At 50.9% G+C, this 25274-nt stretch carries 21 protein-coding genes, 2 tRNA genes and 1 riboswitch; of the genes, 6 read left to right on the top strand and 17 right to left on the bottom strand.

All coding sequences use genetic code 11. From position 1 onward, the window contains the following. Window positions 1-120: 120 nt before the first annotated feature. The 10 genes from abc-f to EDC32_RS13475 all read right to left on the bottom strand — a co-directional run bounded on the left by abc-f (window position 121) and on the right by EDC32_RS13475 (window position 11494). On the bottom strand, window positions 121-1701 hold the full coding sequence (gene abc-f, locus EDC32_RS13430; RefSeq protein WP_158283389.1) for a ribosomal protection-like ABC-F family protein: 1581 nt from the start codon (window positions 1699-1701) through the stop codon (window positions 121-123). 362 nt (window positions 1702-2063) lie between these two features. Then, window positions 2064-2528, bottom strand: coding sequence for a GNAT family N-acetyltransferase (locus EDC32_RS13435; protein WP_106341636.1), 465 nt, complete (start codon window positions 2526-2528; stop codon window positions 2064-2066). 126 nt (window positions 2529-2654) lie between these two features. Continuing rightward, window positions 2655-3614, bottom strand: a complete 960-nt coding sequence (locus tag EDC32_RS13440; RefSeq protein WP_132222922.1) for a nucleoside recognition domain-containing protein — start codon at window positions 3612-3614, stop codon at window positions 2655-2657. Between the two features lie 35 nt (window positions 3615-3649). Then, on the bottom strand, window positions 3650-5038 hold the full coding sequence (gene rlmD, locus EDC32_RS13445) for a 23S rRNA (uracil(1939)-C(5))-methyltransferase RlmD (protein WP_132222924.1): 1389 nt from the start codon (window positions 5036-5038) through the stop codon (window positions 3650-3652). 164 nt (window positions 5039-5202) lie between these two features. Beyond that, entirely contained in the window at window positions 5203-6519 is a 1317-nt protein-coding gene (locus EDC32_RS13450; RefSeq protein ID WP_132222926.1) for a homoserine dehydrogenase, read from the bottom strand. 87 nt (window positions 6520-6606) lie between these two features. Further along, window positions 6607-6718: riboswitch (SAM riboswitch) on the bottom strand. 85 nt (window positions 6719-6803) lie between these two features. Continuing rightward, window positions 6804-7814: a fumarylacetoacetate hydrolase family protein gene (locus EDC32_RS13455; RefSeq protein WP_246026950.1), complete on the bottom strand. Its 1011-nt coding sequence runs from the start codon at window positions 7812-7814 to the stop codon at window positions 6804-6806. A 98-nt stretch (window positions 7815-7912) separates the two neighbouring features. Then, on the bottom strand, window positions 7913-9013 hold the full coding sequence (locus EDC32_RS13460) for an MGDG synthase family glycosyltransferase (protein WP_132222928.1): 1101 nt from the start codon (window positions 9011-9013) through the stop codon (window positions 7913-7915). Between the two features lie 137 nt (window positions 9014-9150). Beyond that, complete coding sequence (locus EDC32_RS13465) at window positions 9151-9432, bottom strand: alpha/beta-type small acid-soluble spore protein (protein ID WP_132222929.1); 282 nt, start codon at window positions 9430-9432, stop codon at window positions 9151-9153. Between the two features lie 168 nt (window positions 9433-9600). Then, entirely contained in the window at window positions 9601-10212 is a 612-nt protein-coding gene (locus EDC32_RS13470) for a superoxide dismutase (protein WP_022736931.1), read from the bottom strand. A 142-nt stretch (window positions 10213-10354) separates the two neighbouring features. After that, complete coding sequence (locus tag EDC32_RS13475; protein WP_132222931.1) at window positions 10355-11494, bottom strand: HAD family hydrolase; 1140 nt, start codon at window positions 11492-11494, stop codon at window positions 10355-10357. A 335-nt stretch (window positions 11495-11829) separates the two neighbouring features. Here EDC32_RS13475 and EDC32_RS13480 point away from each other — a divergent pair, with 335 nt between their 5' ends. Beyond that, on the top strand, window positions 11830-12975 hold the full coding sequence (locus EDC32_RS13480; RefSeq protein ID WP_132222933.1) for an SH3 domain-containing protein: 1146 nt from the start codon (window positions 11830-11832) through the stop codon (window positions 12973-12975). Window positions 12976-13241: 266 nt separating this feature from the next. After that, window positions 13242-14399: an SH3 domain-containing protein gene (locus tag EDC32_RS13485; protein WP_132222935.1), complete on the top strand. Its 1158-nt coding sequence runs from the start codon at window positions 13242-13244 to the stop codon at window positions 14397-14399. Between the two features lie 89 nt (window positions 14400-14488). Here EDC32_RS13485 and nadA read toward each other — a convergent pair whose 3' ends face one another. From nadA to EDC32_RS13500, 3 genes are read right to left on the bottom strand one after another with little or no spacing between them, the layout of a single operon-like run. Then, entirely contained in the window at window positions 14489-15592 is a 1104-nt protein-coding gene (gene nadA / locus EDC32_RS13490) for a quinolinate synthase NadA (protein WP_132222937.1), read from the bottom strand. Next, the gene (gene nadC / locus EDC32_RS13495) at window positions 15592-16440 is read right to left on the bottom strand and encodes a carboxylating nicotinate-nucleotide diphosphorylase (protein ID WP_132222938.1); all 849 of its coding nucleotides are present in this window, start codon (window positions 16438-16440) and stop codon (window positions 15592-15594) included. Before nadC ends, nadA begins: the two co-directional genes overlap by 1 nt. Before the next feature lie 12 nt (window positions 16441-16452). Beyond that, window positions 16453-17964: an L-aspartate oxidase gene (locus tag EDC32_RS13500; protein ID WP_132222940.1), complete on the bottom strand. Its 1512-nt coding sequence runs from the start codon at window positions 17962-17964 to the stop codon at window positions 16453-16455. 174 nt (window positions 17965-18138) lie between these two features. On the opposite strand from EDC32_RS13500, the gene EDC32_RS13505 reads away from it, so the two are divergent. Next, complete coding sequence (locus EDC32_RS13505; protein ID WP_132222942.1) at window positions 18139-19299, top strand: cysteine desulfurase family protein; 1161 nt, start codon at window positions 18139-18141, stop codon at window positions 19297-19299. Window positions 19300-19320: 21 nt separating this feature from the next. Next, complete coding sequence (locus EDC32_RS13510) at window positions 19321-19962, top strand: Asp23/Gls24 family envelope stress response protein (RefSeq protein ID WP_132222944.1); 642 nt, start codon at window positions 19321-19323, stop codon at window positions 19960-19962. 40 nt (window positions 19963-20002) lie between these two features. Here EDC32_RS13510 and pepV read toward each other — a convergent pair whose 3' ends face one another. Then, entirely contained in the window at window positions 20003-21418 is a 1416-nt protein-coding gene (gene pepV / locus EDC32_RS13515; RefSeq protein ID WP_132222946.1) for a dipeptidase PepV, read from the bottom strand. Window positions 21419-21827: 409 nt separating this feature from the next. Here pepV and EDC32_RS13520 point away from each other — a divergent pair. Together EDC32_RS13520 and EDC32_RS13525 are read left to right on the top strand one after the other, a co-directional pair. Beyond that, window positions 21828-21914 (top strand) — tRNA-Leu (locus tag EDC32_RS13520). Between the two features lie 9 nt (window positions 21915-21923). Beyond that, a tRNA-Arg gene (locus EDC32_RS13525) sits at window positions 21924-22000 on the top strand. A 100-nt stretch (window positions 22001-22100) separates the two neighbouring features. Here the strand turns inward: EDC32_RS13525 and EDC32_RS13530 are convergent. The 3 genes from EDC32_RS13530 to EDC32_RS13540 form a co-directional block, all read right to left on the bottom strand. Continuing rightward, a complete protein-coding gene (locus EDC32_RS13530; RefSeq protein ID WP_132222948.1) occupies window positions 22101-23096 on the bottom strand; it encodes an inorganic phosphate transporter in 996 nt (331 codons plus the stop codon). Continuing rightward, on the bottom strand, window positions 23089-23709 hold the full coding sequence (locus EDC32_RS13535) for a DUF47 domain-containing protein (protein ID WP_022736942.1): 621 nt from the start codon (window positions 23707-23709) through the stop codon (window positions 23089-23091). The genes EDC32_RS13530 and EDC32_RS13535 overlap by 8 nt, the downstream gene beginning before the upstream one ends. 131 nt (window positions 23710-23840) lie before the next feature. Further along, window positions 23841-25241 (bottom strand): basic amino acid/polyamine antiporter, encoded by a 1401-nt coding sequence (locus EDC32_RS13540; protein WP_211341934.1) that lies wholly within the window; start codon window positions 25239-25241, stop codon window positions 23841-23843. Window positions 25242-25274: the final 33 nt, after the last annotated feature.

Consider the following 25274-nt stretch of genomic DNA (forward strand, 5'->3'; position numbering starts at 1 on the left):
CGTTTCACCTCCCTTTGGCATCATATTCTGATTTTAAGGCAAAACCATGCCGATGTCTCCACTCCCTCAACGAAAAAAGGGCCGCATCCTACCCCATGGATGCAACCCTCTCACACGCTTCTATTTCCCTCGTTTCAACCGATCGCGTTCTCGCACCAGCTCCTGAAAACGCCGTTCCAGCTCAGCTCGCTCCGCCTCTGGTAACGGGAAACCGAGTCGCCCCAGCACTTCCGCCAATGCCGTTTCAACCCGCAACAAGGACTCAGCCGACTGTTGGGGCTGAGAGGCGACTGTTCGGGTCAAGCTTCGCTCATACTCCGCAAACGTTCCCTGGAAATAAACGGCGCGCTGATCATCAATGATAATCAAGCGGTCAGCCACCTCCCGGAGCAAATGACGGTCATGCGAAGCGAACAGCAACGTTCCCGGATAACTTTTAAGCACCCGTTCCAACTCCTCGCGCGCAAACAGATCCAAGAAATTGGTCGGTTCATCCAACACCAACACATTGGACTCGCTCAAAAACACTTTGGCCAGCGCCGCCTTCACCCGCTCGCCGCCGCTGAGCACGCTCACCGGCTTGTGCACCTCCTCACGGCGAAACAACAGCCGAGCAAGTACCGTGCGGATCATGGTCTCATCATACCGGCTGGATATCCGCACATTCTCCAAAATCGATTTTCTTTCATCCAACACATTGAGTTGTTGCTGGAAAAAACCGATTTTCGCCGCCGAGGCCCAGGCAACCCTAGGCGCGCGGGAAACCAGCAACTGAAGCAATGTCGATTTGCCCGCACCATTGGCACCAATCACGCCCACCTTCGCTCCCGTCGGAATCGCACACCGTAACGGTGCAAACAGGCCTGGTTTGCCGACTTGCTCCAGTCGCAACACCACCTTGCTTCCGATGGGATGGTGATGGCTGGCATCAAATTGCACATGCGGCAACTCGCGCGGCTTTTCTTTCTCTTCCAAGCGGGCCAACCGCGATTCGAGCGCTTTCGCGCGTCCCGCCACTTTTCCCTGCTTCGTCCCTCGATAATCTTTTCCCATACGTGCTTCGGACACGCTCATCCCCTTCGGCGGCTTCATCATCCTCCGCGACCGTTCTTTCACTTCACGAATCGCCGCTTGCAACCGTTTTTTCTCGGCCACGTACTGATTATACTCCGCTTGGGCAAAGGCGCGACGCTGTTCCTTTTCTTCGCGGTAAAAGGAGTAGTTGCCCGGATACAGTGTGCACACTCCCTGTTCAATCTCCAGAATCTTACCGCAAACCGCATCCAACAGCGCCCGGTCATGTGAGATCAGCAGGACGGCACGGTCTGTCGACCGCAACTCTTTCTCCAGCCACTTGACCCCGGCCAAATCGAGGTGAGAAGTCGGCTCATCCGCTAACAAAAGCGAGGCTTGCTTTGAAAAGGCCCGTTTAATCTGCTCGCGCACCTGTTCACCCCCGCTCAGCGGCATTTCGCTGTCGCTGACCAGTTGTTTGATCCAGGCCACCGAACCGTGCCGCACAATCCGTCCTTCGTCGGCGGGCTCTTCCCCGGCCAATGTGCGCAAAAGCGTCGTTTTGCCAGCGCCGTTCAAACCGACGATGCCGATTTTTTCACCGGCTTGTACCTTCAATTCATCCAATGAGAATAACAACCGCTCACCCAACCACTTATTCACATTTGCCGCTTCTAGCAAAAACAAAAAAAATCCTCCCTTCGTTCTCAGAGAGGATTCATGCCATATCCGTTTAACGGCATACACGAAAAGCCCATCACTTGACAGGTATAAACCAGCCAAGCAACGCGCCAGTGATGCTCGTGCAATAACGAAAAATGGACAGACGAATCCCGCTCCGAAAACACTGAGTAATTGATTCCTCAATGATTGGTTTCGATTAGCGAGATACATTGTCCATTGTTCGCATACCGTTCCTTTCCTTCAATTTGTCATTTATTATAACCCTCCCAAACGCACTCGGTCAACGAACTGCAAGACGATCGGGCAAAAGGCAAACCTTACCGAAGCAAAAACGGTAAAAAACAATGCGCCCAGGAGTTTCAAGGCTAAAGCGTCAACCGCAACACCTTGAGAGACCCATCTTCGCGCTCAACTTGAAAGCTGAGCCGCTCGTATAAGCCGAGCACCGGGTTATCCTTATGCACGGCAACCGAAAGTGCCTGAAAGCCCTCCATGCGGGCTTGATTAACCAACCGGGTAATCAGGTAGCGCCCAATCCCTTGATTGCGATACTCTGGCGAAACAGCGGCAATCAGCTCTGGCGTCTTCTCATCAAGAAAAGCGAGCCCCGGGCGGTCTTGTGTGAATTGGCGGAACCATACTGCACCAATCGGCTTTTTTTCTTTCTTTAATAAAACGATAAAGCCGATATCCACCCGTTTTCCCCAATCTGCGAGATAATGATCCATCATTTGTTCACGTTCGTTTCCATAAAACTCCATCGCCAACTCCAAGAATTCCTTTAACACAGGTGCATCAGCAGGTTTAATCGTGCGAAAAACGAGTTCCATGTCATGTTCATCCCTTTCATGTCATTGCACCAAACCACTAGAATATTAAATGATTTTATTCGACTTTTATATAGATTAACCCTGCTAAACATTTATAAAATGTAGAAAAATACCCAATCATCAATTTCAATGCACCTGTCTTTGCATCCGCTGCCCTAAGGGCTCTTCTCCGGAATTCACTAAAAGGCGTGCGACAACCAGTGTGACGGCGATCGCAGCCAGCAATCGGATCAACAACAGGTAAATGACCGGAATTCCAAGTGGGACAAAAATCAAGGTATCCTCAACGACCGCATGACAAGCGGCCAAAAAAATCATAATCAATGTCATATCACGCTTGGAAAAATTGCGCTCTTCCGCCTCTTGAATGATAAGACCCGCCCCCAGAAACAAGCCAGCAAACAACCCCGTGGCCATCGCAATCGCTCCATGCCCGGAAATCGACAAAGGTTTGAGCAGCGGCATAATCCACTGCGCCACCCGATCCAGAAAACCGACATCCTTGAGGGCCTGCAAAACGACCATCAACGGCAGCACAATCACCACCAGTTGCAATACACCTTCGGCCGATGCGTAGAGGGCCGTCAGCAAGATATCCACCCAGCCGTCGGCACGGGCATGCTCAACTGGCGCCAACACTCCTTGTGTGATCGGTTCTCCGCCACCGGCCCACGTCCAGTTGATGATCAAGGCCGAGACCACTGCCAGTCCCATCCGCACAGTGATCACGGCCCATGTCGCCACACCCACCCGGCGACAAACCGCCGATTCGATAAACATGTTGTGTGAGAAGCTAAGCATGACCGCCAAGATAAACGCTTGCTTCACCGTCAAGTCAACCGCCTGCATAGCCCCTAATGCGGCATAAAGATTTAACACATTGCCCAACACCAGCGGAATCGCCGCTTCCCCACCCAATCCAAACACAGACATAAAGGGAGCAATGCGTTCCGTCACCCATTCCAACACGGGCGTCTGCTTAGCCACCTGAATGACAAATGCAATGGGAAGAACGATTTTGCTCAACTCCCACGATGTTTTAAGGCCAGCGCGCATCCCCTTCTTCCAATCCACGCTACGGTTCATCTTCTCCCACCCGCTCTTTCTGTTTTGCTATTCATTTATGTCTGCACCAATTCACACACGGCTTCCACATGCGCTGTCTGCGGAAACATATCAAACGGTTCAATCCCTGCAACCCGATACCCGCTCTTCAACAACTGCGCACAATCTTTGGCCAACGTCGCTGGATTGCAAGAAACATATACCAAGCGCGGCACCTTTGTCCGCATCAGAGCCTGCAACAGAGGCTGTCCCAATCCGGTCCGCGGCGGATCTACCACGATAACATCTGGCTGCAACCCTTCTTTGATCCACTTGGGCAAAAGCGTTTCTGCCGCACCCACGTAATATTCGGCATGGGCGATACCATTCAACTTGGCGTTCTCCTTGGCATCGGCAACAGCTTCAGGTACTGTATCCATGCCGATGACACGCTTCGCTCCAGACGCCAACCACAAGCCGATGGTTCCTGCTCCGCAATAGGCGTCAATCACAGTTTCTGTCCCTGTCAGGCGAGCTGCTCGTTTGACCGCGTCATACAGCCGGACGGTCTGGACGGGATTGAGCTGAAAGAAGGCCCGGGCAGATAACGCAAACGTCAACTCTCCCAATCGCTCAATCAGCTTCTCATTCCCCCACAACAGCCGGGACTCTTCTCCAAATACAAGCGAAGTTTTATCTGGATTGTAGTTCAGCACTACGCTTTTCACTTGAGGTAGCCTTCGGGTCACTTCACGCACAAAAGCTTCTTCTTCGGGAAATGATTTTGTCCGGGTGACCAACACCAACTGGATTTCTTCCGTGGCGAAAGCAATCCGCCCCACCAAATGCCTGAGTGTGCCGCGATGTTTCCGCTCATCATAGATATCCACCCCCAACTCCTCCACCAGTCGCTTGGCTTTATAAAGGGCTTCGTTCAGCTTAGGGTGTTGCACCATGCATGCACTCGCATCAACCAATTGGTGAGAAGCGGCGGAAAACATGCCCATAGAGACTTGACCGCCCACGCGCCGTAAAGGAAATTGCGCCTTGTTGCGATACGACCACGGTTCATCCATGGTGACAGTCTCGCCGATCGGCACATCTCGCAAACCAGCGTACCTGGCGAAACTCTCGGCAACCAACTCCCGCTTCAAGCGCTTCTGCATCCGGCGGTCAATGTGCTGCAATTGGCACCCACCGCACTCCCGATACACCGGACACGGCGGTTCCACCCGATAAGCTGATTTTTTCTTCACTTTCAGCAATTGGGCTTTGGCAAATTTGGGTTCCACTTGTACCACACGGGCAACCACGATTTCACCCGGTACAGCGCCTTCCACAAAAACGACTTGCTTTTGGTAGTGGCCTATACCCTCGCCATTGATGCCGATGCGGCGGATGGGAAGCTGGATCACCTCTCCCCGCTTCAAGCGAATCTGTTTTGCTTGCTTGGTTGACTTGTTCATCTGCCGTTTTCCTTTCCTTAATAAATGCGCTTATCCTATTGTACCCGAAACAATTTGAAAACGCAGGTCTGACGGGCAGGTGATTCCAAAAAAAGACGGCCATTGGTGGCCGCCGGAATAAAGAAAAAACCAAAAGCTTTAAACAGCAGGAGCCTTCTGCCTGTTCACTGGCCGCCCGCCGCTTTAGCCAACGGCACTGCCTTGGAGCTCCATGGAACCCCTCCGCCCACAACGGGACGGTTTGCATGCCAAGTCACTGCCAAGCTCCGCTCACGCAACAAACAATCCGCTTGCCCTTGCTTCCATCCGTTGGCGATCAACGCTAACCACGTTGTTTCTCCCTCTTGCGTCGCCTTCCATGCCTGTACCGGTAGACCTGCCCGCTCCAGGTGCCCGACCACTTGGGCAGCCGATGCTTGCACGGACGGATAAGACAAGAGATGAAAGCGTGAACCATCTCCATCCGCACTCTCCAATAACAATGCGCGGGGAGCCGCTTTGCCGGCGGTCTGTCCCGTCAACCGCCACAAGTTGCACAAATCCTCCACCACAGCGCTGGCAGTCGGCTTCTCACCCGCCCCCTGGCCGATCAGCGTAAGGTCCTGAACAAAGTCTCCCTCTACATGCACAGCATTGTACACATCGTTCACATTGGACAAGGGATGGGACAACGGCAACAAGGTAGGGGATACCGAGCAGGACACTGGGCCGTTTTCACCGTATTGTTCAGCGGAAGCAAGCAATTTAACCGCAAAGCCAAGCTGATCGGCCAACTCCAATTCGATCGGGGAGATCTGTGTGATGCCCACCCGCTGAATCTGATCGACAGGCACATGCACATCAAAAGCGAGGCGCGAGAGAATCGACAGTTTATGAGCAGCATCGATTCCCTCAACATCTGCCGTCGGGTCCGCTTCAGCATATCCCTTTTGCTGCGCTTCTATCAATATGTCCTCATACGTACGACCTTCGTCCTTCATTTTGGTTAGAATGAAGTTGGTTGTACCATTTAATATGCCAGAAACTTTGCATATGCGATTGGCCTTCAGGAAATGGGAAACCGTGCCGATAATCGGAATTCCACCGCCCACACTGGCTTCATAAGCCAACTTCACACCAAACTGCTTTGCCCATGCGCGCAATTCTTCCCCATGGCGGGCCAACAACTCCTTGTTGGCGGACACAACGTGACAACCGTTTTCCATTGCCCGCCGCAAATAATCACGGGTCGGTTCGACGCCTCCCATCACTTCGATAACTACATCTACCTCGCGGGCCAGCACTTCGTCAAAACAGTTGGTCAACAACGATTGCGTTCCTTCCACTTGGCGTTCTTTGTTGATATCGCGCACCAAGATGGCCTCCACCGTTACCCACATGCCCGTGCGCCGGGCGATCACGTCTTGGTTGCTTTGAATCATCTTCCACACGCCGGTGCCTACCGTACCCAAGCCCAACAGTGCCACTCGCACCTGTTCCATCCCAATCCCTCCAAATGATTGTGTTTGAATATAGAAAAAACCCTCTTCTAGATAAGAAGAGGGTTTTTGCACACGACGAAACCATTCTTCTTATCTCTCAGTGCAACATGGGCACTGCAGGATTTGGCACCTTCCGGTAAGGATATACCGAGGTTGCCGGGCTTCATCGGGCCAGTCCCTCCGCCACTCTGGATAAGAAAGTCGTACAACCGATATCGTTTTTCCAATATTTTAATTTATTATGGGCTAACCGAGGATACTTGTCAATTATTAAAAAGAAAATGTCATTCCACAATCGTGTTGCGCAACAATCCCAAGCGGTCGATCTCCAATTCTACCACATCTCCTGGTTGGAGATAAGGGTGGACTTCCTCACCCAACTCCAACAAGCAACCTGTGCCCACCGTGCCTGATCCGATCACGTCTCCTGGTACCAATTCACACTCAGCAGACGCCCGTTCAATCATTTGCGCGAAGGTCCAATGCAACTCTTTGGTATTCCCTTTGGATAGCTCACGGCCATTAACACGCGCGCGCATCGTAAGCGACCAGTGCTCTCCATCGCGACAATCTTCCAATTCATCTGTCGTCACCAACCAGGGGCCAAGCGAAGTAGCGAAGTCTTTCCCTTTCGCCGGCCCAAGCCCGACCGCCACCTCTTGCAGTTGGGCGTCGCGAGCACTCCAATCATTCATAATCATGAAGCCTGCGATATGGGCAAGAGCCTCTTCGCGCTTGATGTTCTTACCCCTTTTGCCGATGACACAGGCAATCTCCAATTCATAGTCCAGCTGATTGGTGTACGCCGGTTTTTTCACAGGCGCTTCTGGGCCAATCACTGCTTGATGGTTGGAAAAATAAAAAACGGGGATTTCATACCACTGCGGTACCATGTCCAATCCCCGCTTTTGGCGGCATGTCCGCACATGTTCTTCAAAGGCGTAGAAATCGCGCAGGCTACTCGGTGTCGCAATCGGCGCAAATAAATCCACTTCGGCCAGAGCCAATGCCACCGGTTCCCCTTCCACTTGCAAGCGCAACCAATCTCTCTGCCCCAATGCTTGATCCAGTTGTTGCAGAAAGTCGCGTTCCTGTTCACCCCGTTGCAAATACGTAAGCATGTCGGTGGCGAGACGGTAAGGAAAGACGAGGTTTTGCTCCAACTCCATGCACTGCTGTGCCAGCCCGACATCGATCACATGCCCGTCCCGCACCCAGCCCAAACGGGCCAGCATCCCATCTTGTGATTGAATATTGAGTTCATCCACTTTAACCATATAAGTAACCAACTTCATCCACTTTCCCTCCCCTCCTTTTTACAATATTCCAACTTTGAATCGTTTAGCAAGCGGCGAAATGATTCATCCTACGGCGCATAAAAAAACAGACTTCATTACAAAGTCTGTAAAATGGGAGCTTTGGCATTGCATGTCTCTTTGACGATTCTCTGACACGCGTCTGATGACATCAGTACCTCAAACCGTTCGCGCATCCGCCCCAATTGCAACGGTGAATCGAGCAGTTTGGAGACTTGCAGGCGAATGGTTGACGGACGCGTAATCATGGCGACGCGATGATGCAAGAGATATTGCTGATTAGCTTCTTCCTGACCCGGGAAAGCTTCAAACAACAGCATCGGCAACTGTTTAGCAATAGCCTCGGTGATGGTCACCCCACCCGGCTTGGTGATCAAAAGGTCGGCGGCGGACATCCATAAGGGTACATCGGTGCGATACCCCTCAATCCGTATGTGCGGTGCAACAAACTGTTGAGTCAGCCGCTCAAACAACCCCCGATTCTTCCCTGTCAGCACCACCAACTGCAAATGGTCCAACTCTTGCAATTCGCCCACAACTTGTTCCAACGGTCCCAGGCCAGTGCCTCCGCCCATGACGAGCACCACCGGGCGCACGGGGGACAACCCCAACCGGCGGCACGCCTCTTGCTTGGATACATGCTCATAAAATGTGGGATTGACCGGAATGCCGGTCTCAATCAATGACAACCCGGTTTGCCACTGTATCCGCTCAAACTGATGCCAATTAGGCAATTTTTTGGGCACGCACAACACATGGGGCACGCGAGCGAGCCAAATGGGATGCAACTCATAATCCGTCACCACCCCAACCGTCGGGATCTCTTCGTAGATGTCCGGACACATGAGCAATCCGAAAGGATGGGTGGTCACAATTTTGGTTGGCTCCGTCACGCGAATCAGCTGATTCAACCTTTTGCGAATGGACCAGCCCATCTTTTCAATCACTTCACTAGAAACGTACCGAATGACTTTGTTATGGTGAGTCCAATCATATAAATAATAGTATAAGGTCGGAAACTTACTTAGCATGCCGTGGTATCCGGACTGCAACAGGGGATGAAAACTGTTTGGAATGAGTTGCAGCAGATCAACGACTTCCGCGGTGACGTTCGGTTGTTTATTAAACTCGCACGCCAACGCTTTGGCGGCGGAGTTGTGGCCTGTCCCAAATCCCATTGTAAGCAAGAGTATGCGTTCGATGGCACTCCCCTCCTTAACCCGTCTTCCCCATTATAGCGCGCTCATTTAGCGCATATATATGAATCTGTTGATTTCTATACTAATCTTAACTAACCGTTCATACCGATTTGCCCTCATTTTCGGTTGTGAGCCAACGAGGCCTCAGCCATGCGCACCAGTTCTTTCACCATGCTTCCTCCGATGACTCCGCCGATCTTGCCGGCGTCTTCAGCCTTCAGCTCTCCGTTCCCACGCTCCTGAAACGGAATGCCTAATTGCTTGGCTACTTCCATACTTACGTCATCTGGGCTTGCGATATGCTTGCCCAACGCCTTGCCCATCACATTCTTCTTAAGCATATCCATTCCCTGTCTGGCTGCGGGATGGAGCAACCGGTTTTTTCTTTTGCGCGCCATCACATCCCCTCCTTGTTGGATAGTCTGCGACAACACTTCAGCAAATATAAGGGGTGAACTTTTTTTATTCTACACTTTTTGTTTACAGGGCGCAAAAGCGCACACTCCGCCCCGGCATGCCCCGCCAGAGCAAAAAAAGCGCAACCCATAACGGGTTGCGCTTCCCGATTATCCGCGCGCGGCGAGATAACGTTTGTTTACTTCTTCCCAGTTGACCACATTCCAGAAAGCCTCGATGTAAGCCGGGCGCTTGTTTTGGTATTTGAGGTAGTAAGCGTGCTCCCATACGTCCAGGCCTAAGATTGGTGTAGCCCCTTCCATCAGCGGGCTGTCTTGGTTAGGGGTGCTGGTCACAGCCAACTTGCCGTCTTTCACAACCAACCAAGCCCAACCGCTACCGAAGCGCTTGGTCGCCGCATCGGTGAATTGTTTCTTGAAGCTGTCGAAATCGCCAAATGTATCTTTGATCGCTTGAGCCACTTCGCCAGTTGGTTCACCGCCGCCATTTGGGCTCAAGATTTCCCAGAACAGGCTGTGGTTAGCGTGGCCACCACCATTGTTACGAACAGCGGTGCGCACGTTCTCTGGCAGTGCATCCAGGTTGGCAATCAACGCTTCTACGGAAGTAGCGCTCACTTCCACTCCTTCCAGAGCGGCGTTCAAGTTGTTCACATATGTGGCATGATGGCGGTCATGGTGAATTTCCATGGTTTGCGCGTCAATATGCGGCTCCAAAGCATCAAAAGCGTAAGGCAATGCGGGCAATTCGAATTTCGCCATTCCAGAACCCTCCTATGTAATATGTCCACACTCCTATTCCCCAAGATGGGGAGAAGAGCTGCTATCATGATTGCGTCTCAATTTTTATTATGCAAAAAATCGGTGATGTTAGTCAACGAACTCACCCAAAAACTTATTTTTCTTAAGTGAACACCTTCATCAATTCAGTCACATCGTCCAGAATGTAATCCGCCCTCAGCTGCTCAAACTTAGCCCGCGCCGCCTTCCCAGTCAAACCTGTCAAAGTGGCCGCAAAAGCGCAACCCATTTTTCTGGCTGCCAAAAAGTCGGCGACGGAATCCCCCACGATCAAGATCTCAGCACCCTCTGCCAGCGGCAAAGCGCAATCGAGACACGCTTCTATGGAGGACGACGCCCCCAAGAGAGCCTTAATATACGTATATGGTTCGGGTTTGCCGAGCGGCGCCTTTTCAGGATAGGCTTCCTCTGCAGCGATCACGTCTGATGCCGTGGCGATGTGCGACTTATCGAACAATCCGAATAGCCCCAGCTGTTTTAGCGGCACTGCCGTTTCTTCAAAGGTGCGCCCGGTTCCGATGCCCACGGTAATCCCTTTCTCTTTGAGCAGCTTGAGCATCTCCCCCATCCGTTCAGGGGCGACAATGGGAATTTCCTGTTGCAAAAAGCCTACTTTTCCGGGCATGCGCACATCGACACCTTCGCTTTTTCGGTACAATTCATCCCCCAGATACCACTCCTGATAAACGGAGTAACAGCATTCCCACAAGGCGCTGTTTCGTGAAAACTGCTTCACTTCTACGTCAAACCAATCAGAGGCTAACGTGTTGAAATAGGTGAGCAAAGCCATCTTGTCCAACTGCTCTTGCCCTGCAAAAAGATCCGGGAACCGGGTGAACTCTGGTGCGAATCCATTCTTATCTTTTCCTGCCCACTGCTGGATTCCGGCAAGCGCTTCCTCCGTGATCGGCTGGCTGACAAACGCCTTCACTTCCGTCGGATGCGTTGGATACAGATGTTTCAACAACAAAAGCAGTTGGCCCGCAAAAGCGAGATATACCATGTCCCAATTGGAATTAAGCCCCCGCGTCTTCATCCAATCCAAAACCCGATTGCGGTCGAACACCCGGTCCCGGATCAGCCGAATGGCGGATTCTTCCGGTTGAACATCATGCTCCGCTTGCGGCAACGCAAGGAAGTGGGGGGCATGCAACAATTCCCACACTGACAGAGCCGAAGCATCAAAACACCGCTCTTCACTCAAAAACACACCATCCACATCAAACAAAACCGTCTTATACACCGCAAAACCCTCCCCCAAAGTGATGGCATTCGCTTTTGCCTTGCCGTTTGTTATGAGATTGATGTTACCATTAACCCGCCGCCGACTTCTAGCCTTTATCGCATTAATTCTTTATTAAAATGATGTCACTCGCCATCAATCCCCTACCCACCGGCACAATGCAGGCATCCCAATCTGGCAGGTAGAAGGCAAGTTAATGATCTTACGATTATTTTTAAATATTTTTGATTATATAGTCTTCACAGGGAATTTGACATGAAGTATGATCGAAATAGAGGCATTTGTCAAATTTTGCCCGTCGCCAAAGGCTTTTTACTTAAAGGGAGGGGGACATATTGTTCCATAGAAAGATACTTTTGAACATGGGCTTGATTGCCATCATCGCCTTAATGGCCACATTGATCATTCCACAACACAGCTTCGCGGCTTCAACTGACTACAAAATCGAAATTAACAAAAAAACGAACAAACTCTACTTATACAAAAATGACAAAGTGAGCAAGGTGTACCCCGTGGCAACTGGGCGAACCAGCCAACTCACACCTGAAGGCACTTGGCCCATAGTAGTCAAAATCAACAAGCCAGGCTGGAAAAACATTCCTGGCGGCCATCCCGACAATCCGCTCGGGGAGCGTTGGAATGGCATCAGCGTCCGCGGCGACAACGGCCGCACCTATGGCATTCACGGGACAAACAATCCTCAATCCATTGGCAAACATGCCTCCAGCGGTTGCGTCCGGATGCACAACAAAGACGTGATTGAATTGTATAACACCATTTATGAAGGAACTCCGGTTTGGATTCACTCCGGAACCAGCAACAACCAATGGCGTGGGGACAGCCGCGTCGGACTCAAACCCAAATCAGGGACAGCCACGATCACGGGTAGCAATGTCAACGCCCGTACAGGCCCATCAACCGGTTCCTTCGTCATTCAAACCCTGGCAAAAGGCACCCGCTTGACGGTCACCGGCATTTCCGGCGATTGGTATCAAGTGAAATTGCCCAATGGGCGCCTCGCATTTGTGTACAGTCCCTATGTAAAGTATGAGGCCAAGGGGAGCGACCAATCCCCGACATCCGGCATCCAACCGGCTACCGGGCAAGTGACGGTGACGGCTTCGGTCGCCAATGTCCGTTCCGCTCCAAGCCTGTCCGCTTCCATTGTCACCAAAGCGAAAAAAGGTACCAAATTTACTTTGACTGGAGCTAGCAAGGAATGGTTCCGCATCAAATTGGCTAATGGCAACACCGCATATCTGCACTACACGGTGGCCACCCGAAGCACAGCCTCCACTTCCACCGTAAAAGTGAGTGTCAATCTCGCCAATATCCGCGCCACGCCTTCTACTACCGGCAAGGTACTGCAACGCGTGGCCAAGGGCACGACACTGACCAAGACGGGCATGTCGGGAGAGTGGGTACAAATCCGGCTGAAAAGCGGAAGCACGGCATACATCCATCGTTCTTGTGTTTCCTGAAAGTGCATATCCGCGACGGTCTTTCATGGCGCTTACGGGCGCCATATTTTGTTAATCAATAATTCATATTTTAGCTAAAATATACTCCCCCGTTCGCTTCCTTTTCCTTGTATAGTAAAAAAGACACGCCTGCAAATGGCTTGTCCTCATGAACACATGAAGGGGAAGCCGTCTGTTCGCATTTAGAGAAGAGAGCAAATCACAAATACATTGAAAAACATAAACAAAGAGAGGTGAAACCCACCTGCTCGTCATCTGGCCCGCAGGTGGGAAGAGTTACGGGTAGACATCTGAAATGGTTCGTCCCCACACTTGTTGCCATCGCCGTCGTGTTCGGGTTCTACTACACGACGTCTGGGGCCGCACCCAATTACCAAGTAGAGATCGACAAAACCAACAATAAGTTGCATTTGTATAAAGACGGTGAATTGAAAAAAACCTATCCGGTCGCTACCGGGCGGACGGAAGAACTCACACCTGAAGGCACATTCACCATGGTCGTGAAGATCAACAAGCCGGGTTGGAAAAACATTCCTGGCGGCGACCCAAACAATCCCCTCGGGGAAAAATGGATGGGTCTGAGCGTCAACGGCGACAATGGCCGCACTTACGGCATTCACGGCACCAACAAGCCTGAGTCTATCGGCACGCACGCTTCCAGTGGTTGTGTGCGCATGAAAAAAGAAGACTTGATTGAATTGTACAATACCATCCCTGAAGGAACGCCGGTATGGATTCACAAAGGCGCTTCCAACGGCAAATGGTCAGGCGACCCCTCGTTCGCTGTACAACCAACTGAAGGGAAAGTGAAAGTCACCGTCAATTTGGCCAATGTACGTACCGGTCCATCGATTGGTGCCTTTATCATCCAACAGGAGAAAACAGGTATCGTCTTGGAATTGACCGGCTTCGTCAAAGATTGGTACCAAGTAAAACTGGAAAACGGGAAGATTGGTTTCATCCACAACTCGACCGTCACCAAAGTTTCCGGTCAACCAAGCGACACACCAACTTCCTCGTTTGTCTCCAAAAGCGGAACCGTGGTCACCACTGAAAACGTGGTCAACATTCGTTCCAACCCTTCACTGAGTGCACCGATCGTGCAAAAAGTGAAACAAGGAACCAAAATCGCGCTGACCGGTGAGAACAAAGATTGGTTCCGGGTTCAACTGACAACAGGCTACACAGCGTATGTCCATAAATCGGTCTCCAAAATCTCCGCAACAGCACCGGTGCAAAAGCAAATGGTGACCGTAACGGTGAACTTGGCCAACATTCGCAACGCCCCTTCACAAAAAGCAACCATTATCATGCGAGTGGCCAAAGGCACCAAACTGGAACGCACAGGCACAAACGGCGAATGGTTTATTGTGAAGTTAAAAGACGGACGCACTGGATTTATTCACAATTCCGTCGCCAAATAACTGTTCCCCTTCATATAACAAAGGAGCCCATGATCGGGCTCCTTTTCGTTTTTCTGCAAAGCAAGAGGTGATTTTGTATTCCCTCTTTATTAAATTGCCAACATCCGATCCAACGCCACTTTGGACCAATGCTTGGTTTCATCATCCACTTTGATCACATGAATGGGACGACCTTCCAAGACGCTGTCCAACGCCCACAAAAGATGAGGACGGTCGATGCGGTTCATGGTGAGGCAAGGGCACATCGTCGTGCTTAACAGCACCACTTTTTTGTCCGGATTCTCATTGGCCAACCGTTGCACCAAATTGACTTCCGTTCCCACAGCCCATTTGCTCCCCGCTGGAGACGCTTCAATCGTTTTGATGATGTACTCCGTCGATCCGGAGTCATCAGCCATTTGCACCACATCAAACGAACATTCCGGATGCACGATCACTTTCATCTCCGGGTCCCGCTCACGAATGCGTTTAATTTGCTCAACCGTAAATTTCTGATGCACAGAGCAGTGACCCTTCCACAAAATCATCAATGTTTGCTCCAAATCGCCTTTTACTTCTTCAAATTCTTCCGTTTGCGGGTTCCAAACCACCATCTGCTCCAACGGGATGCCCATCGCATATGCCGTGTTACGGCCCAGATGTTGGTCAGGCAAGAAGAGAATTCGCTTTTTCTGGCTGAAAGCCCACTCCAGCACCTTGTGGGCATTGGAAGAAGTACATGTGGTTCCACCATGTTTGCCGACAAACGCCTTAATCGCAGCAGTGGAGTTAACATATGTCAGCGGAATGATCGTGTCGCCGAACCGTTCTTGCAGGATCTCCCACGCCTCTTCCAGGTCTTCAATGTCAGCCATATCGGCCATCGAACATCCCGCCCGCAAATCGGGCAAAATGACGATTTGATGATCTTGAGCCAATGTGTCAGCCGTCTCGGCCATAAAATGTACTCCACAGAAAATGATGGTTTTGGCTTCTTTCTGCTCCGCGCCGATCCGCGCCAACTTCAACGAATCTCCACGGTAATCAGCAAACTTGATCACATCATCCCGTTGATAATGATGGCCCAAAATCACGAGATCCCGCCCCAGTTGTTGCTTAGCGCGAGCGATGCGTTCATCCAGCTCCTGGCTGGACATGTTGCGGTAAACTTCGGGCAACTCCGCGTCCAAATAGGTGAGCGTGTCAATAGACATTATTCATCCCCCTTTTCATCTTCAAAATCCAAACTGATATCCAGTGAAGAGACAGAGTGTGTGAGCCAGCCCAAAGACACCGCATCCACCCCGGTCTCCGCAATCGGGCGGATCGTCTCGGGAGTGATGCCTCCTGACGCTTCCGTCCACACGCGGCCATCAATCAACTTCACTGCCTGGCGCATAGTATCCAGATCCATATTGTCCAACAAGATCGCATCAACATCGAACGCCAATATCTGTTTCACTTGCTCCAGTGTGTCGGCCTCTACTTCAATTTGCACCATGTGCCCAACCCGTTCGCGTACACGCTTGATGGCTTCTTCCAAACTTCCGGCCATGGCGATGTGGTTATCCTTGATCATCACCCCGTGGCTCAAACCATAGCGGTGATTGACGCCACCTCCAACACGTACCGCGTATTTCTCCAGCTGGCGCAACCCCGGCGTCGTCTTGCGCGTATCCAGTACACGGCATGAAAGCCCTTCCAGCTTGTTGACCAGCTCACGGGTAACGGTTGCAATACCCGACATGCGCTGCATTAGGTTGAGCGCAACCCGTTCTCCGGTCAAAATAGCACGGGTGCTTCCCGTGATCCGCGCGATCACCGTTCCTTTGTCCACCTCCGCCCCTTCTTCAACCAAGGGAGTCCATTCACAGGCGGGGTCCAATTCTTTAAACACTTGTTCAGCGACCGGCAGACCGGCCACCACCCCCTGCTGCTTGACTAGAAGCACGCAGGTGCTACGGTGCCCTTCCGGAACGAGTGCTTCCGTCGTCAAATCACCGGCGCCGATATCTTCGTTCAAAACTTCACGAATAAACTGCTTTAAATAAATTGGATTCATCTTCCATACTCCCTATATCACCAAATGTTTATGAGACCACTCTACCCGAGTTTCCGGAAAATCGCGCCGGTAGTGACCGCCGCGGCTCTCCTCACGCATGCACGCCGCTTTCATAATGATTTGTGCAGTTATTAACATATTTCTCGTTTCAAGCATCCCATCTTTTACTTGTGCCGCCACCTTATCCAGTAGGGATAGACCATTGCGCAAACCTTCATCCGTTCTTACAATTCCTGCATAGTCCCACATGATCTGACGTATGGATTGTTTTAACTTTTCTTCAGATTGCTTATCATTGCACAAAGTCGGAATAGAAAAATCGGGCACATCCTCAACTGCTTGCTCCGCCAAGGAAGACAGCTTATCCGCCACCCGTTGCGCAAACACGGCTCCTTCCAACAAGGAGTTGCTCGCTAAGCGGTTCGCTCCGTGAACACCCGTGCAAGCGACTTCCCCGCACGCGAACAGACGCGGCAACGAGGTTTGTCCGTGCAAATCCGTTTGTATCCCACCCATGATGAAATGAGCCGCCGGAGTTACAGGAATGAGGTTTGTTTCAGGATCGATTCCGTGTTCGCGCGCTTGCCGGTAGATCTTCGGAAAGCGTTTCTCAAACCGCTCTCCCAGAACGCGAGCATCGAGGAAAACCTTTCTTCCTGCTTTCATCTCCGTATAAATCGCGCGGGAGACAACATCGCGCGGGGCCAAATCTTTCCAGGAGTGGTAACGCACCATAAACGCTTCGCCCCGGTCATTCACCAAATGCGCGCCTTCTCCACGTACCGCTTCCGAAACCAAAAACATCGGATTTTGCTCTATCGCGAGCGCGGTTGGATGAAACTGCACAAATTCCATGTCCATCAATTTAACGCCGGCACGATGGGCCATCGCAAAACCATCGCCGGTGGACACCAGATCGTTCGTTGTATAGCGGTACAACTGTCCACAACCGCCCGTGGCCAAAACTACCCCTTTGCGCGCCAGGTAAGCGATCGGTTCACGGCCTTCATCGAGCGCGGTGACCCCAAGGCAGACTCCCCCATGCACAATCAGATCCGCCACCATGGTGTGCGTCATGATTTCAATCCGCTCATGAGCTTGCACCTGCTTCAACAAGCTGTCTGTGATGCCCGCCCCCGTCGAGTCCCCACCGACATGCAAGATGCGCGAAACACTATGGGAGCCTTCCCGCCCCAAAGCAAATTGCGCACCTTCCTGGTCAAACGGAGTACCCCATCCAGACAGCAGTTGAATGGTTTGGGGAGCCATCTCTACCAGAACGTCGACCGATTGTGGAATGCATAATTCAACCCCGGTGCGCAGGGTGTCTTGTCTATGCAATTCAGGAGAATCCCCTTCGCCAATGGCGGCCGCGATCCCTCCCTGGGCCCGGAAAGAATTGCTTTCTTGCTCACGCGATTTGGTCAGCACAATCACACGGCCTGATTCCCCAAGAGAAAGAGCCGTCGTCAAGCCTGCGATTCCGCTTCCCACCACAACATAATCGGTCACTAATCGGGTCATTTTCAATTAATCCTTTCACGAAATCTTAACATTTTTATTTTCTCAGGAAAATGACGAATGTCAACCTTTATTTTAAGCGACTTCATTGTGAACAGATTGGAAATGCAGGTCTTCAACCAAGCGTTTTCCGTTATAATGTATGAAGAAAGGAAAGAAAGAGCGGAGGCACAACCAATGAAACCGATTTACCTTGATTACGGGGCAACCAGCCCTGTGCGCCCCGAAGCGCTGGAGGCAATGCTGCCATTCTTTAGCCAAGCTTATGGTAATTCCGGCAGCATCCATGATTTCGGCCAGCAAAGCCGCGAGGCAATTGAAACGGCTCGAAAACAGGTAGCCCAAGCAATCGGGGCATCCACTGCGCGTGAAATTATTTTCACCAGCAGCGGAACCGAGTCAAACAATCTCGCCTTGATCGGCGCCGCCCGCAAACGGAAAGCCTTCGGCAACCATATTGTCACATCATCCGTGGAACATCCATCGGTTTTGGAAGCCTGCCGTTTTTTGGAACGGGAAGGGTTTGAAGTTACTTATGTGCCGGTGGATTCCAATGGGTTGGTGAAGCTGGATCAATTAAAACAGGCGCTCACCGACCGCACCATTCTCGTCAGCGTCATGGCTGCCAACAACGAAGTGGGAACTCTGCAACCCATCCGCGAAATCGGGCAATTACTGAAGGATTCTCCTATATTGTTTCATACTGACGCCGTTCAATACTTTGGCAAGGTTCCTTTTTCTGTCATCGAGTTGGGCGTCGATCTCCTTTCCCTCGGTTCGCACAAAGTGTACGGACCAAAAGGATCTGGAGCCCTGTATATAAAAAAAGGAGTGCGGATTGAACCCCTGCTTCACGGCGGCGGACAGGAGCGCGGCTTGCGTGCCAGCACACTAAACACGCCCGCCATCGTCGGATTCGGTGCCGCTTGCCAACTCATCTCACAGGAAGTGGCTGATGAACAGGCGCGCCTCACCGCGCTACGCGATCATTGTTGGCGGCGGATCCAGTCGGAAATCGGCGATGTAGATTTAAACGGACACCCCACCGACCGTCTACCCAACAACTTGAATTTAAGTTTTCATGGTGTAGAGGGGCAAGCGATTCTTTTGGAACTGAATCGTAAACAAATCTACGTGTCCAGCGGTTCCGCCTGCAGCGCTGGCAAGCACGCCGCCTCGCATGTGTTAATCGCCATGGGCAAAAGCTTGGACACCGCGTTCCAAAGCTTACGCATCACCTTTGGCAAAGACACGACCCTAGAAGTGATCGACCGATTCGTTGACGAGTTGAAAGAAGTCATGCATTATCTGCGTTCCTTATCTCCCCAAGAACTCTAACAATCTGGAGGCTCGACTTCATTGCGGACGATGATAAATTGGATTCTTCGGCTAGCTGGCGGGTTGATTGTGTCCACCTTGCTGTGGATTGCTTTCATCTATTATCAGTTGGAAAATTACGCAGAACCCGATCAGGTTTACCTGATGGGCACCCCATTTGCTTATGGATTTGTCTTCTTGTTCTTGTGTGGCGTCGTCTTCTTTGTCATCGCTTTTTTCCGGATGCGACAACACCCACAAAAACTACGGCGAACCTTTTTGGTCTTCGCCTCCTTGTATTTGGTATCCAGTCCGTTGGTCATTTTGGCCTTTGACAACTATCTGTTGGTGACTCCCAAAGGAATTGCCTATAATACCTTATTTAGTTTGGACGATGCCAAAGTAAAACGATGGCGCGATATCGACCAAGTCGTGCTGGATTACGATTATGAGCGGTGGCCATTTCATGACGACCGCCATTTGCGGTTAAAATACATGGTTTATTTCAAAGACAACACCATGATCGATTTGAACGGTTACAACTCCCCTTTATACAAACAAACGGAGTTTGAAGCCCTTCACCGCACGATCCTCAATAACAAAATTAGGGTGAAAACGATGCGGCCTCTTCCTCCAGACGTCACACCAGACAGCTTTATCTATAAAATGTATCATGCAAAATAACGCAACCCCCCGACCCTGAAATGGGCCGGGGGGTTTGTTATCAGCGCGCCAATTCGTAAATTGCTTGCGCATAGATTGCGGTAGACCGCCATAAATCTTCCAGCAGGATGTGTTCATCCCGTTGATGGGCTGTCTCTTCACTGCCTGGGAACAACGGGCCGAAAGCAACTCCCGTCTTAAGTGCCCGTGCAAACGTGCCGCCGCCGATGGCCAGGATTTCGGCCTTTTCTCCTGTCTGGTCTTCGTAGACTTTGGCCAGGGTTTGAATCAATGGATGGTTGCGCTCCACGTGATGCAACGGTTTGTGATCCACATTGTCAATAGTAAAGCCATAAGCCGACATTTTGTCCGTGATGGTCTGCAAGATGGATTCAGCATCCCCTCCGAGCGGATACCGGACGTTGATGCGGAGCGACTGGCGCCCGTTGTGGACATGTTCAAACACGCCCGCATTTACAGTCAGTTTGCCTAAGACTTCTTCTTCTTGGGCAATACCCAATCCTTCGCCAAAATACCCGTCAACAAGCAGATCATTCAGCATGTCAACAAAGTTCCGCCCCGACGGATCAAGCGGAACACGCCCCAGCAAGCGAGCCATTTCCAATGCGGCATTCAACCCTTTATGCGGTTCGGAACCATGGTGGGATTGCCCTTGGATCACAATCGACACACCATCGTTGTTTTCTTCCGCGTAACCTTGAATTCGATGTGTCAGCAAAAAGTCTTGCACTTTCTCTTTTAATTCAAACACATCGCCCTCGCCTGCCAATTTGACCACCGCTTGATCGGGAACCATGTTGACCCGCTGGCCTGACTTGAATTCAGCCAGTGTCCAATAATCCCCATCAACTGGTTGTTCTTGACCGTTTCCAGTGAGCAGGATATCCAACAACCCCTTTTCAGAGGCGATAATCGGAAAATCAGCATCCGGCGAAAATCCCATTGTCGGCATCTCTTCACGCGCAAAATAAGCCTTCATATCCCGCCACTTCGATTCTTCGTCAGTACCGATGATCAGCCGCACGCGCTTTGAGAGAGGCAAGCCCAACTCTTTAACGATTTTCAAGGCGTAGTATGCGGCCATGGTTGGCCCTTTGTCATCGATTGCACCACGGGCATAAAGTTTGCCACCACGCACTTCCGGCTCGTAAGGAGGAGAAGTCCACCCTTCACCTGCCGGAACGACATCGATATGGGAAATCAAACCGATCAGTTCTTCACCTTCACCGTATTCGATGTGACCTGCATACCCATCCACATTTTTTGTGAGGAACCCGTCTTTCTCCCCCAACTGCATCATATATTCCAACGCTTCAGCAATTTTTTGCCCAAATGGCGCCTTCTCCCCCGCTGTGGATTCATCGAGTACGCTTTCAATTCTAAGCAACCCGTCCAGATCTTTTAATAAATCTTCTTTGCGTTTTTCCACTTCGTCCAACCAGCGAATCTCACTCATCGGTCATTCCTCCTGCTTTTGTTCAGTCTCTATTTCCGCGATGTTGTATACAGACCGTTGCTATGTTCTTTGCGAACCTCCCCACCCTGTAATGGGGAGCCGGTAAGTTGCCTCTTAAGGCGTTCACCTGCAAGATAAGGGGTGGGTAATCCCCCGCTCATTGAAGTTTGACTGTCTTTACTATACCATGCGGCCAAACATTCGACCAAATTTTTTTAAAATCAAACAACCCATCAACAGCAGAAACGCCACGCCATTCCTGCACTACACGCCCTATCCGAATAAACAAGCCATTCCCATTTACCAAAAAAGGGCCGAATATTAAAAATATGATTTTGTTGCAAAAAAATGATTGCAATCTCTTTAAGATGATGATATATTTAAATCTGTCTTCACCACTACCATTTATGCGGACGTGGCGGAATTGGCAGACGCGCAAGATTCAGGTTCTTGTGGCCGCAAGGCTGTGGGGGTTCAAGTCCCTTCGTCCGCACCAATCACATATGTGCCCTTAGCTCAGCTGGATAGAGCGTCTGACTACGGATCAGAAGGTCGGGAGTTCGAATCTTCCAGGGCACGCCAATCAAAACCCAGTGGAAATCCACTGGGTTTTTTCATATTTCTTTGCCATGAAAAAGCTTACGCCCATCCGATGAACAAACGGAGCGCAAGCTTTGGCATTTTATCCTTCTAACACCTTGAAGATGGTATAAAAGATATAGCCCATCAAAGCAGTAACGGGCAATGTCAAAACCCAAGCGTACACAATCTTGGTGGCAACACTCCAGCGAACGCTACGAACCCGTTCCGCCGCACCCACGCCCATGATGGCACCCGTGATGGTGTGCGTGGTGCTTACCGGAACTCCGATTTTCGCCACTGTCGCCAACAACAGCGCAGCTCCCGTCTCAGCAGCAAAACCTTGTGGTGTTTCCAAGCGACTCAGACGCGAGCCAATGGTGTGGATGATTTTCTGACCGCCCATCGCTGTACCCAAGCCCATGGCGAGCCCAGCTGCGATCTTCACCCAATCTGGCACATACAACTCGGTATGGGAGCCATACGCAACCAATGCCATCGCGATGATTCCCATCGCCTTTTGGGCGTCGGCTGCACCATGGCTGAACGCCATGAACGCGGAGGAAAAGATCTGCAACGGCTTAAACGTCCTTTTCACCTTGGAACGAGGGATATTGCTGAATAACGCACGAATGAGTTTAATAAGACCAGCCCCAACCAACGCACCCAACACCGGTGAAACCAGCAACGCGACCAATATCATCAGGATACCGTGAGTTTGCAGAATCGCAGTGCCTTTATAAGCGACGGCGGCGCCAATCAAGCTACCGATCAAGGCATGGGACGAACTTGTCGGCAAACCCAGGATCACTGTAATGATATTCCACAAGATTACTGCCAACAACGCCGACAATAACACAATCAATGTCACGTGATTTGGATCGACAATATCCTTTCCGATCGCTTTCGCCACTTCCGTCGAAAAAAAAGCCCCCGCTATATTGAGCAAGGCAGCCATCAGAATCGCCATCGCCGGAGAAAGTGTTCGTGTTCCCACCACAGTAGCAATAGCGTTAGCCGTATCATGCCATCCATTGGTGAAGTCGAACACGAGGGCCAATGCGACGACGGCGACTAAAACCCAAAATGGATCAAGCATACTTCATGACCACACTTTCCATGATGTCCATCACATCTTCAAAAGCATCCGTTACATCTTCCAGTTTCTCATAAATCTCTTTCATTTTGATGAGATGAACCACATCCACCGGATCCGCAAACAACTCCATGATGCCTTCGCGCATCAACCGGTCGCCCTCATTCTCAAGCAAGTTAATTTCGATGGAAATCTTGCGGATCAACTCATAGTCGCGCTTTTCCAAAGCGATGAAAGCATCATGGAGATGGCGGGCACTCTTCTCCAAGATCTCTCCAAACTTGATCAGGCAGGAATTTGTTTTGTCCACCTGCATATAAACAAAGCGAGCCGCGCAGGCTTCCACGCCGTCAATGACGTCATCCAGCGTATAGGCCAGCTTGAGGATATCTTCATGGTCTAATGGCGTAACAAAGGTTTGATTCAACTCTCTAATGAGCTGATGCGTATAATGGTCCCCTTTGTCTTCCAGTTCTTTCAGGCGTTCCGCATAGGCTTCCTTTTCTTCCAGCGTCTCCACATTTTCGCGGAAAAGCTGGACGGCCTCCGCGATGTTGGTGGTTGCGTCAACCATTATTTTGAAAAAAAGGCGGTCTTTTGAGCGGTTAAACAGCACGTTCAATTCCTCCTAGTTAACCATTATTTAACCAAAAATAATCATAGACTTAACAAAAGGGATTGAACAGAGTTCGGACGCACATTTAACCATATATTAATTTCGCCTTTACAAAAAATTAATATACCAATTTACACCATCCCGCCGCCCAGTGCTACCAAAGCCGCCATCACAATGATTCCGGCAACAATCCAATCCCACTTGCGCATGCTCTGTTCCTGCCCTCGTCGCACCCAGAGATACAGCACCATGCCCACCGCGTACACAACGGAAACCATCAACAAATAAGTGAGGCCAGCGGCATAAAGCGTCCATAGCGAATAGCCTGTAGCCAACGCGCCGATCAAAAGATCTCTTGTTCTCCGTCCATCCTTAAGATAAGTTTCCCCCACCAAGGCCAATTTTACTTGGTACAAGGCAGACAATAGATATGGGATTAATATGGCAACGCTGGCCATTGAATATACTTTTTGATAAGTGGACGCCGACACGTACACCAAACCGGTAAAGAGCAAAGTGATTCCCGTCGACCACCACAGCGATACCATCGGTGTACCTTGACGATTCACCTGGGCAAATCGATCCGGAAACACGCCATCTTGCGCCGCCACATACGGAATCTCAACCGTCACCAAATACCAACTGAGCATGCCTCCCGAGATAGAAATCAGAAGGCCAATCACAATCAAAACTGCCCCCCAAGGCCCCACGATCGCTTTCAAGACATAGGCCATGGACGGTTCTGGCAATGTAGCCAGCTCAGCTTGTGATAAAATCCCTGTCGACAGTACGGAAATCAACAGATAAATCGCCAAAGTGCCCAGCAACCCCACAATGGTCGCCACGCCCACGTCCTTTGCTCGTTTAGCCCGACCCGACAAGACAATGGCACCCTCAATTCCTACGAAAGCCCATAAAGTAACCAACATCGTGTCTTTCACTTGTTGACTGACCGACTGCCAAGAAAAGCTCCCCGGGCCCCATAAGTCGGCCATGAACACATCGCGCTTAAATGCCGCCGCTACAATGATTAAAAAGATCAGGATCGGGATCAACTTGGCCACTGTCGTCATGATATTGATAATAGCTGCCTCCTTGATCCCACGTGCTACCAACCAGTGAAAAAACAACACAAACGCAATCCCTCCCACCAAGGAAGGCAGATTATCCCCCTGACCAAACAACGGAGAGAAAAAGCGAAGTGTCTGGAAAAACAATGTCACAAACGCGACAATCCCCAAAATTGATGCAATCCAATAACCCCAAGCACTGCTAAAACCGATGAACGGTCCAAATCCGGCTCTGGCGTAGCTGTAGATCCCTCCGCTCAACTCCGGCTTCCGCGACGAAAGATTTCGGAAAACCATCGCCAGCGCCAACATGCCCAAGCCGGTGATCACCCAAGCCAGGATGACCGGACCGCTTCCTGCTGCTGCCGCCATATCACTTGGCAAATTGAAGGCGGCGCCGCCGACGATGGTTCCCACGACCGCCGCCATCAAAGAGAATAAACCCAATTGTTTCTGTTTCATTTTCTCCACTCCTAAAACACGTCTTCTTTCTGT

Origin of the sequence: Laceyella sacchari, assembly GCF_004343255.1 — a bacterium.
Classification (GTDB): domain Bacteria; phylum Bacillota; class Bacilli; order Thermoactinomycetales; family Thermoactinomycetaceae; genus Laceyella; species Laceyella sacchari.

Excerpts from the sequence above, each read along its gene's own strand:
- EDC32_RS13435 (WP_106341636.1), bottom strand. The coding sequence starts at position 2,528 with ATGGAACTCGTTTTTCGCACGATTAAACCTGCTGATGCACCTGTGTTA.
- EDC32_RS13440 (WP_132222922.1), bottom strand. The coding sequence starts at position 3,614 with ATGAACCGTAGCGTGGATTGGAAGAAGGGGATGCGCGCTGGCCTTAAA.
- rlmD (WP_132222924.1), bottom strand. The coding sequence starts at position 5,038 with ATGAACAAGTCAACCAAGCAAGCAAAACAGATTCGCTTGAAGCGGGGA.
- EDC32_RS13450 (WP_132222926.1), bottom strand. The coding sequence starts at position 6,519 with ATGGAACAGGTGCGAGTGGCACTGTTGGGCTTGGGTACGGTAGGCACC.
- EDC32_RS13455 (WP_246026950.1), bottom strand. The coding sequence starts at position 7,814 with ATGAAGTTGGTTACTTATATGGTTAAAGTGGATGAACTCAATATTCAA.
- EDC32_RS13460 (WP_132222928.1), bottom strand. The coding sequence starts at position 9,013 with ATGGGATTTGGGACAGGCCACAACTCCGCCGCCAAAGCGTTGGCGTGC.
- EDC32_RS13465 (WP_132222929.1), bottom strand. The coding sequence starts at position 9,432 with ATGGCGCGCAAAAGAAAAAACCGGTTGCTCCATCCCGCAGCCAGACAG.
- EDC32_RS13470 (WP_022736931.1), bottom strand. The coding sequence starts at position 10,212 with ATGGCGAAATTCGAATTGCCCGCATTGCCTTACGCTTTTGATGCTTTG.
- nadA (WP_132222937.1), bottom strand. The coding sequence starts at position 15,592 with ATGTCTATTGACACGCTCACCTATTTGGACGCGGAGTTGCCCGAAGTT.
- nadC (WP_132222938.1), bottom strand. The coding sequence starts at position 16,440 with ATGAATCCAATTTATTTAAAGCAGTTTATTCGTGAAGTTTTGAACGAA.
- EDC32_RS13500 (WP_132222940.1), bottom strand. The coding sequence starts at position 17,964 with ATGACCCGATTAGTGACCGATTATGTTGTGGTGGGAAGCGGAATCGCA.
- EDC32_RS13505 (WP_132222942.1), top strand. The coding sequence starts at position 18,139 with ATGAAACCGATTTACCTTGATTACGGGGCAACCAGCCCTGTGCGCCCC.
- pepV (WP_132222946.1), bottom strand. The coding sequence starts at position 21,418 with ATGAGTGAGATTCGCTGGTTGGACGAAGTGGAAAAACGCAAAGAAGAT.
- EDC32_RS13530 (WP_132222948.1), bottom strand. The coding sequence starts at position 23,096 with ATGCTTGATCCATTTTGGGTTTTAGTCGCCGTCGTCGCATTGGCCCTC.
- EDC32_RS13540 (WP_211341934.1), bottom strand. The coding sequence starts at position 25,241 with ATGAAACAGAAACAATTGGGTTTATTCTCTTTGATGGCGGCGGTCGTG.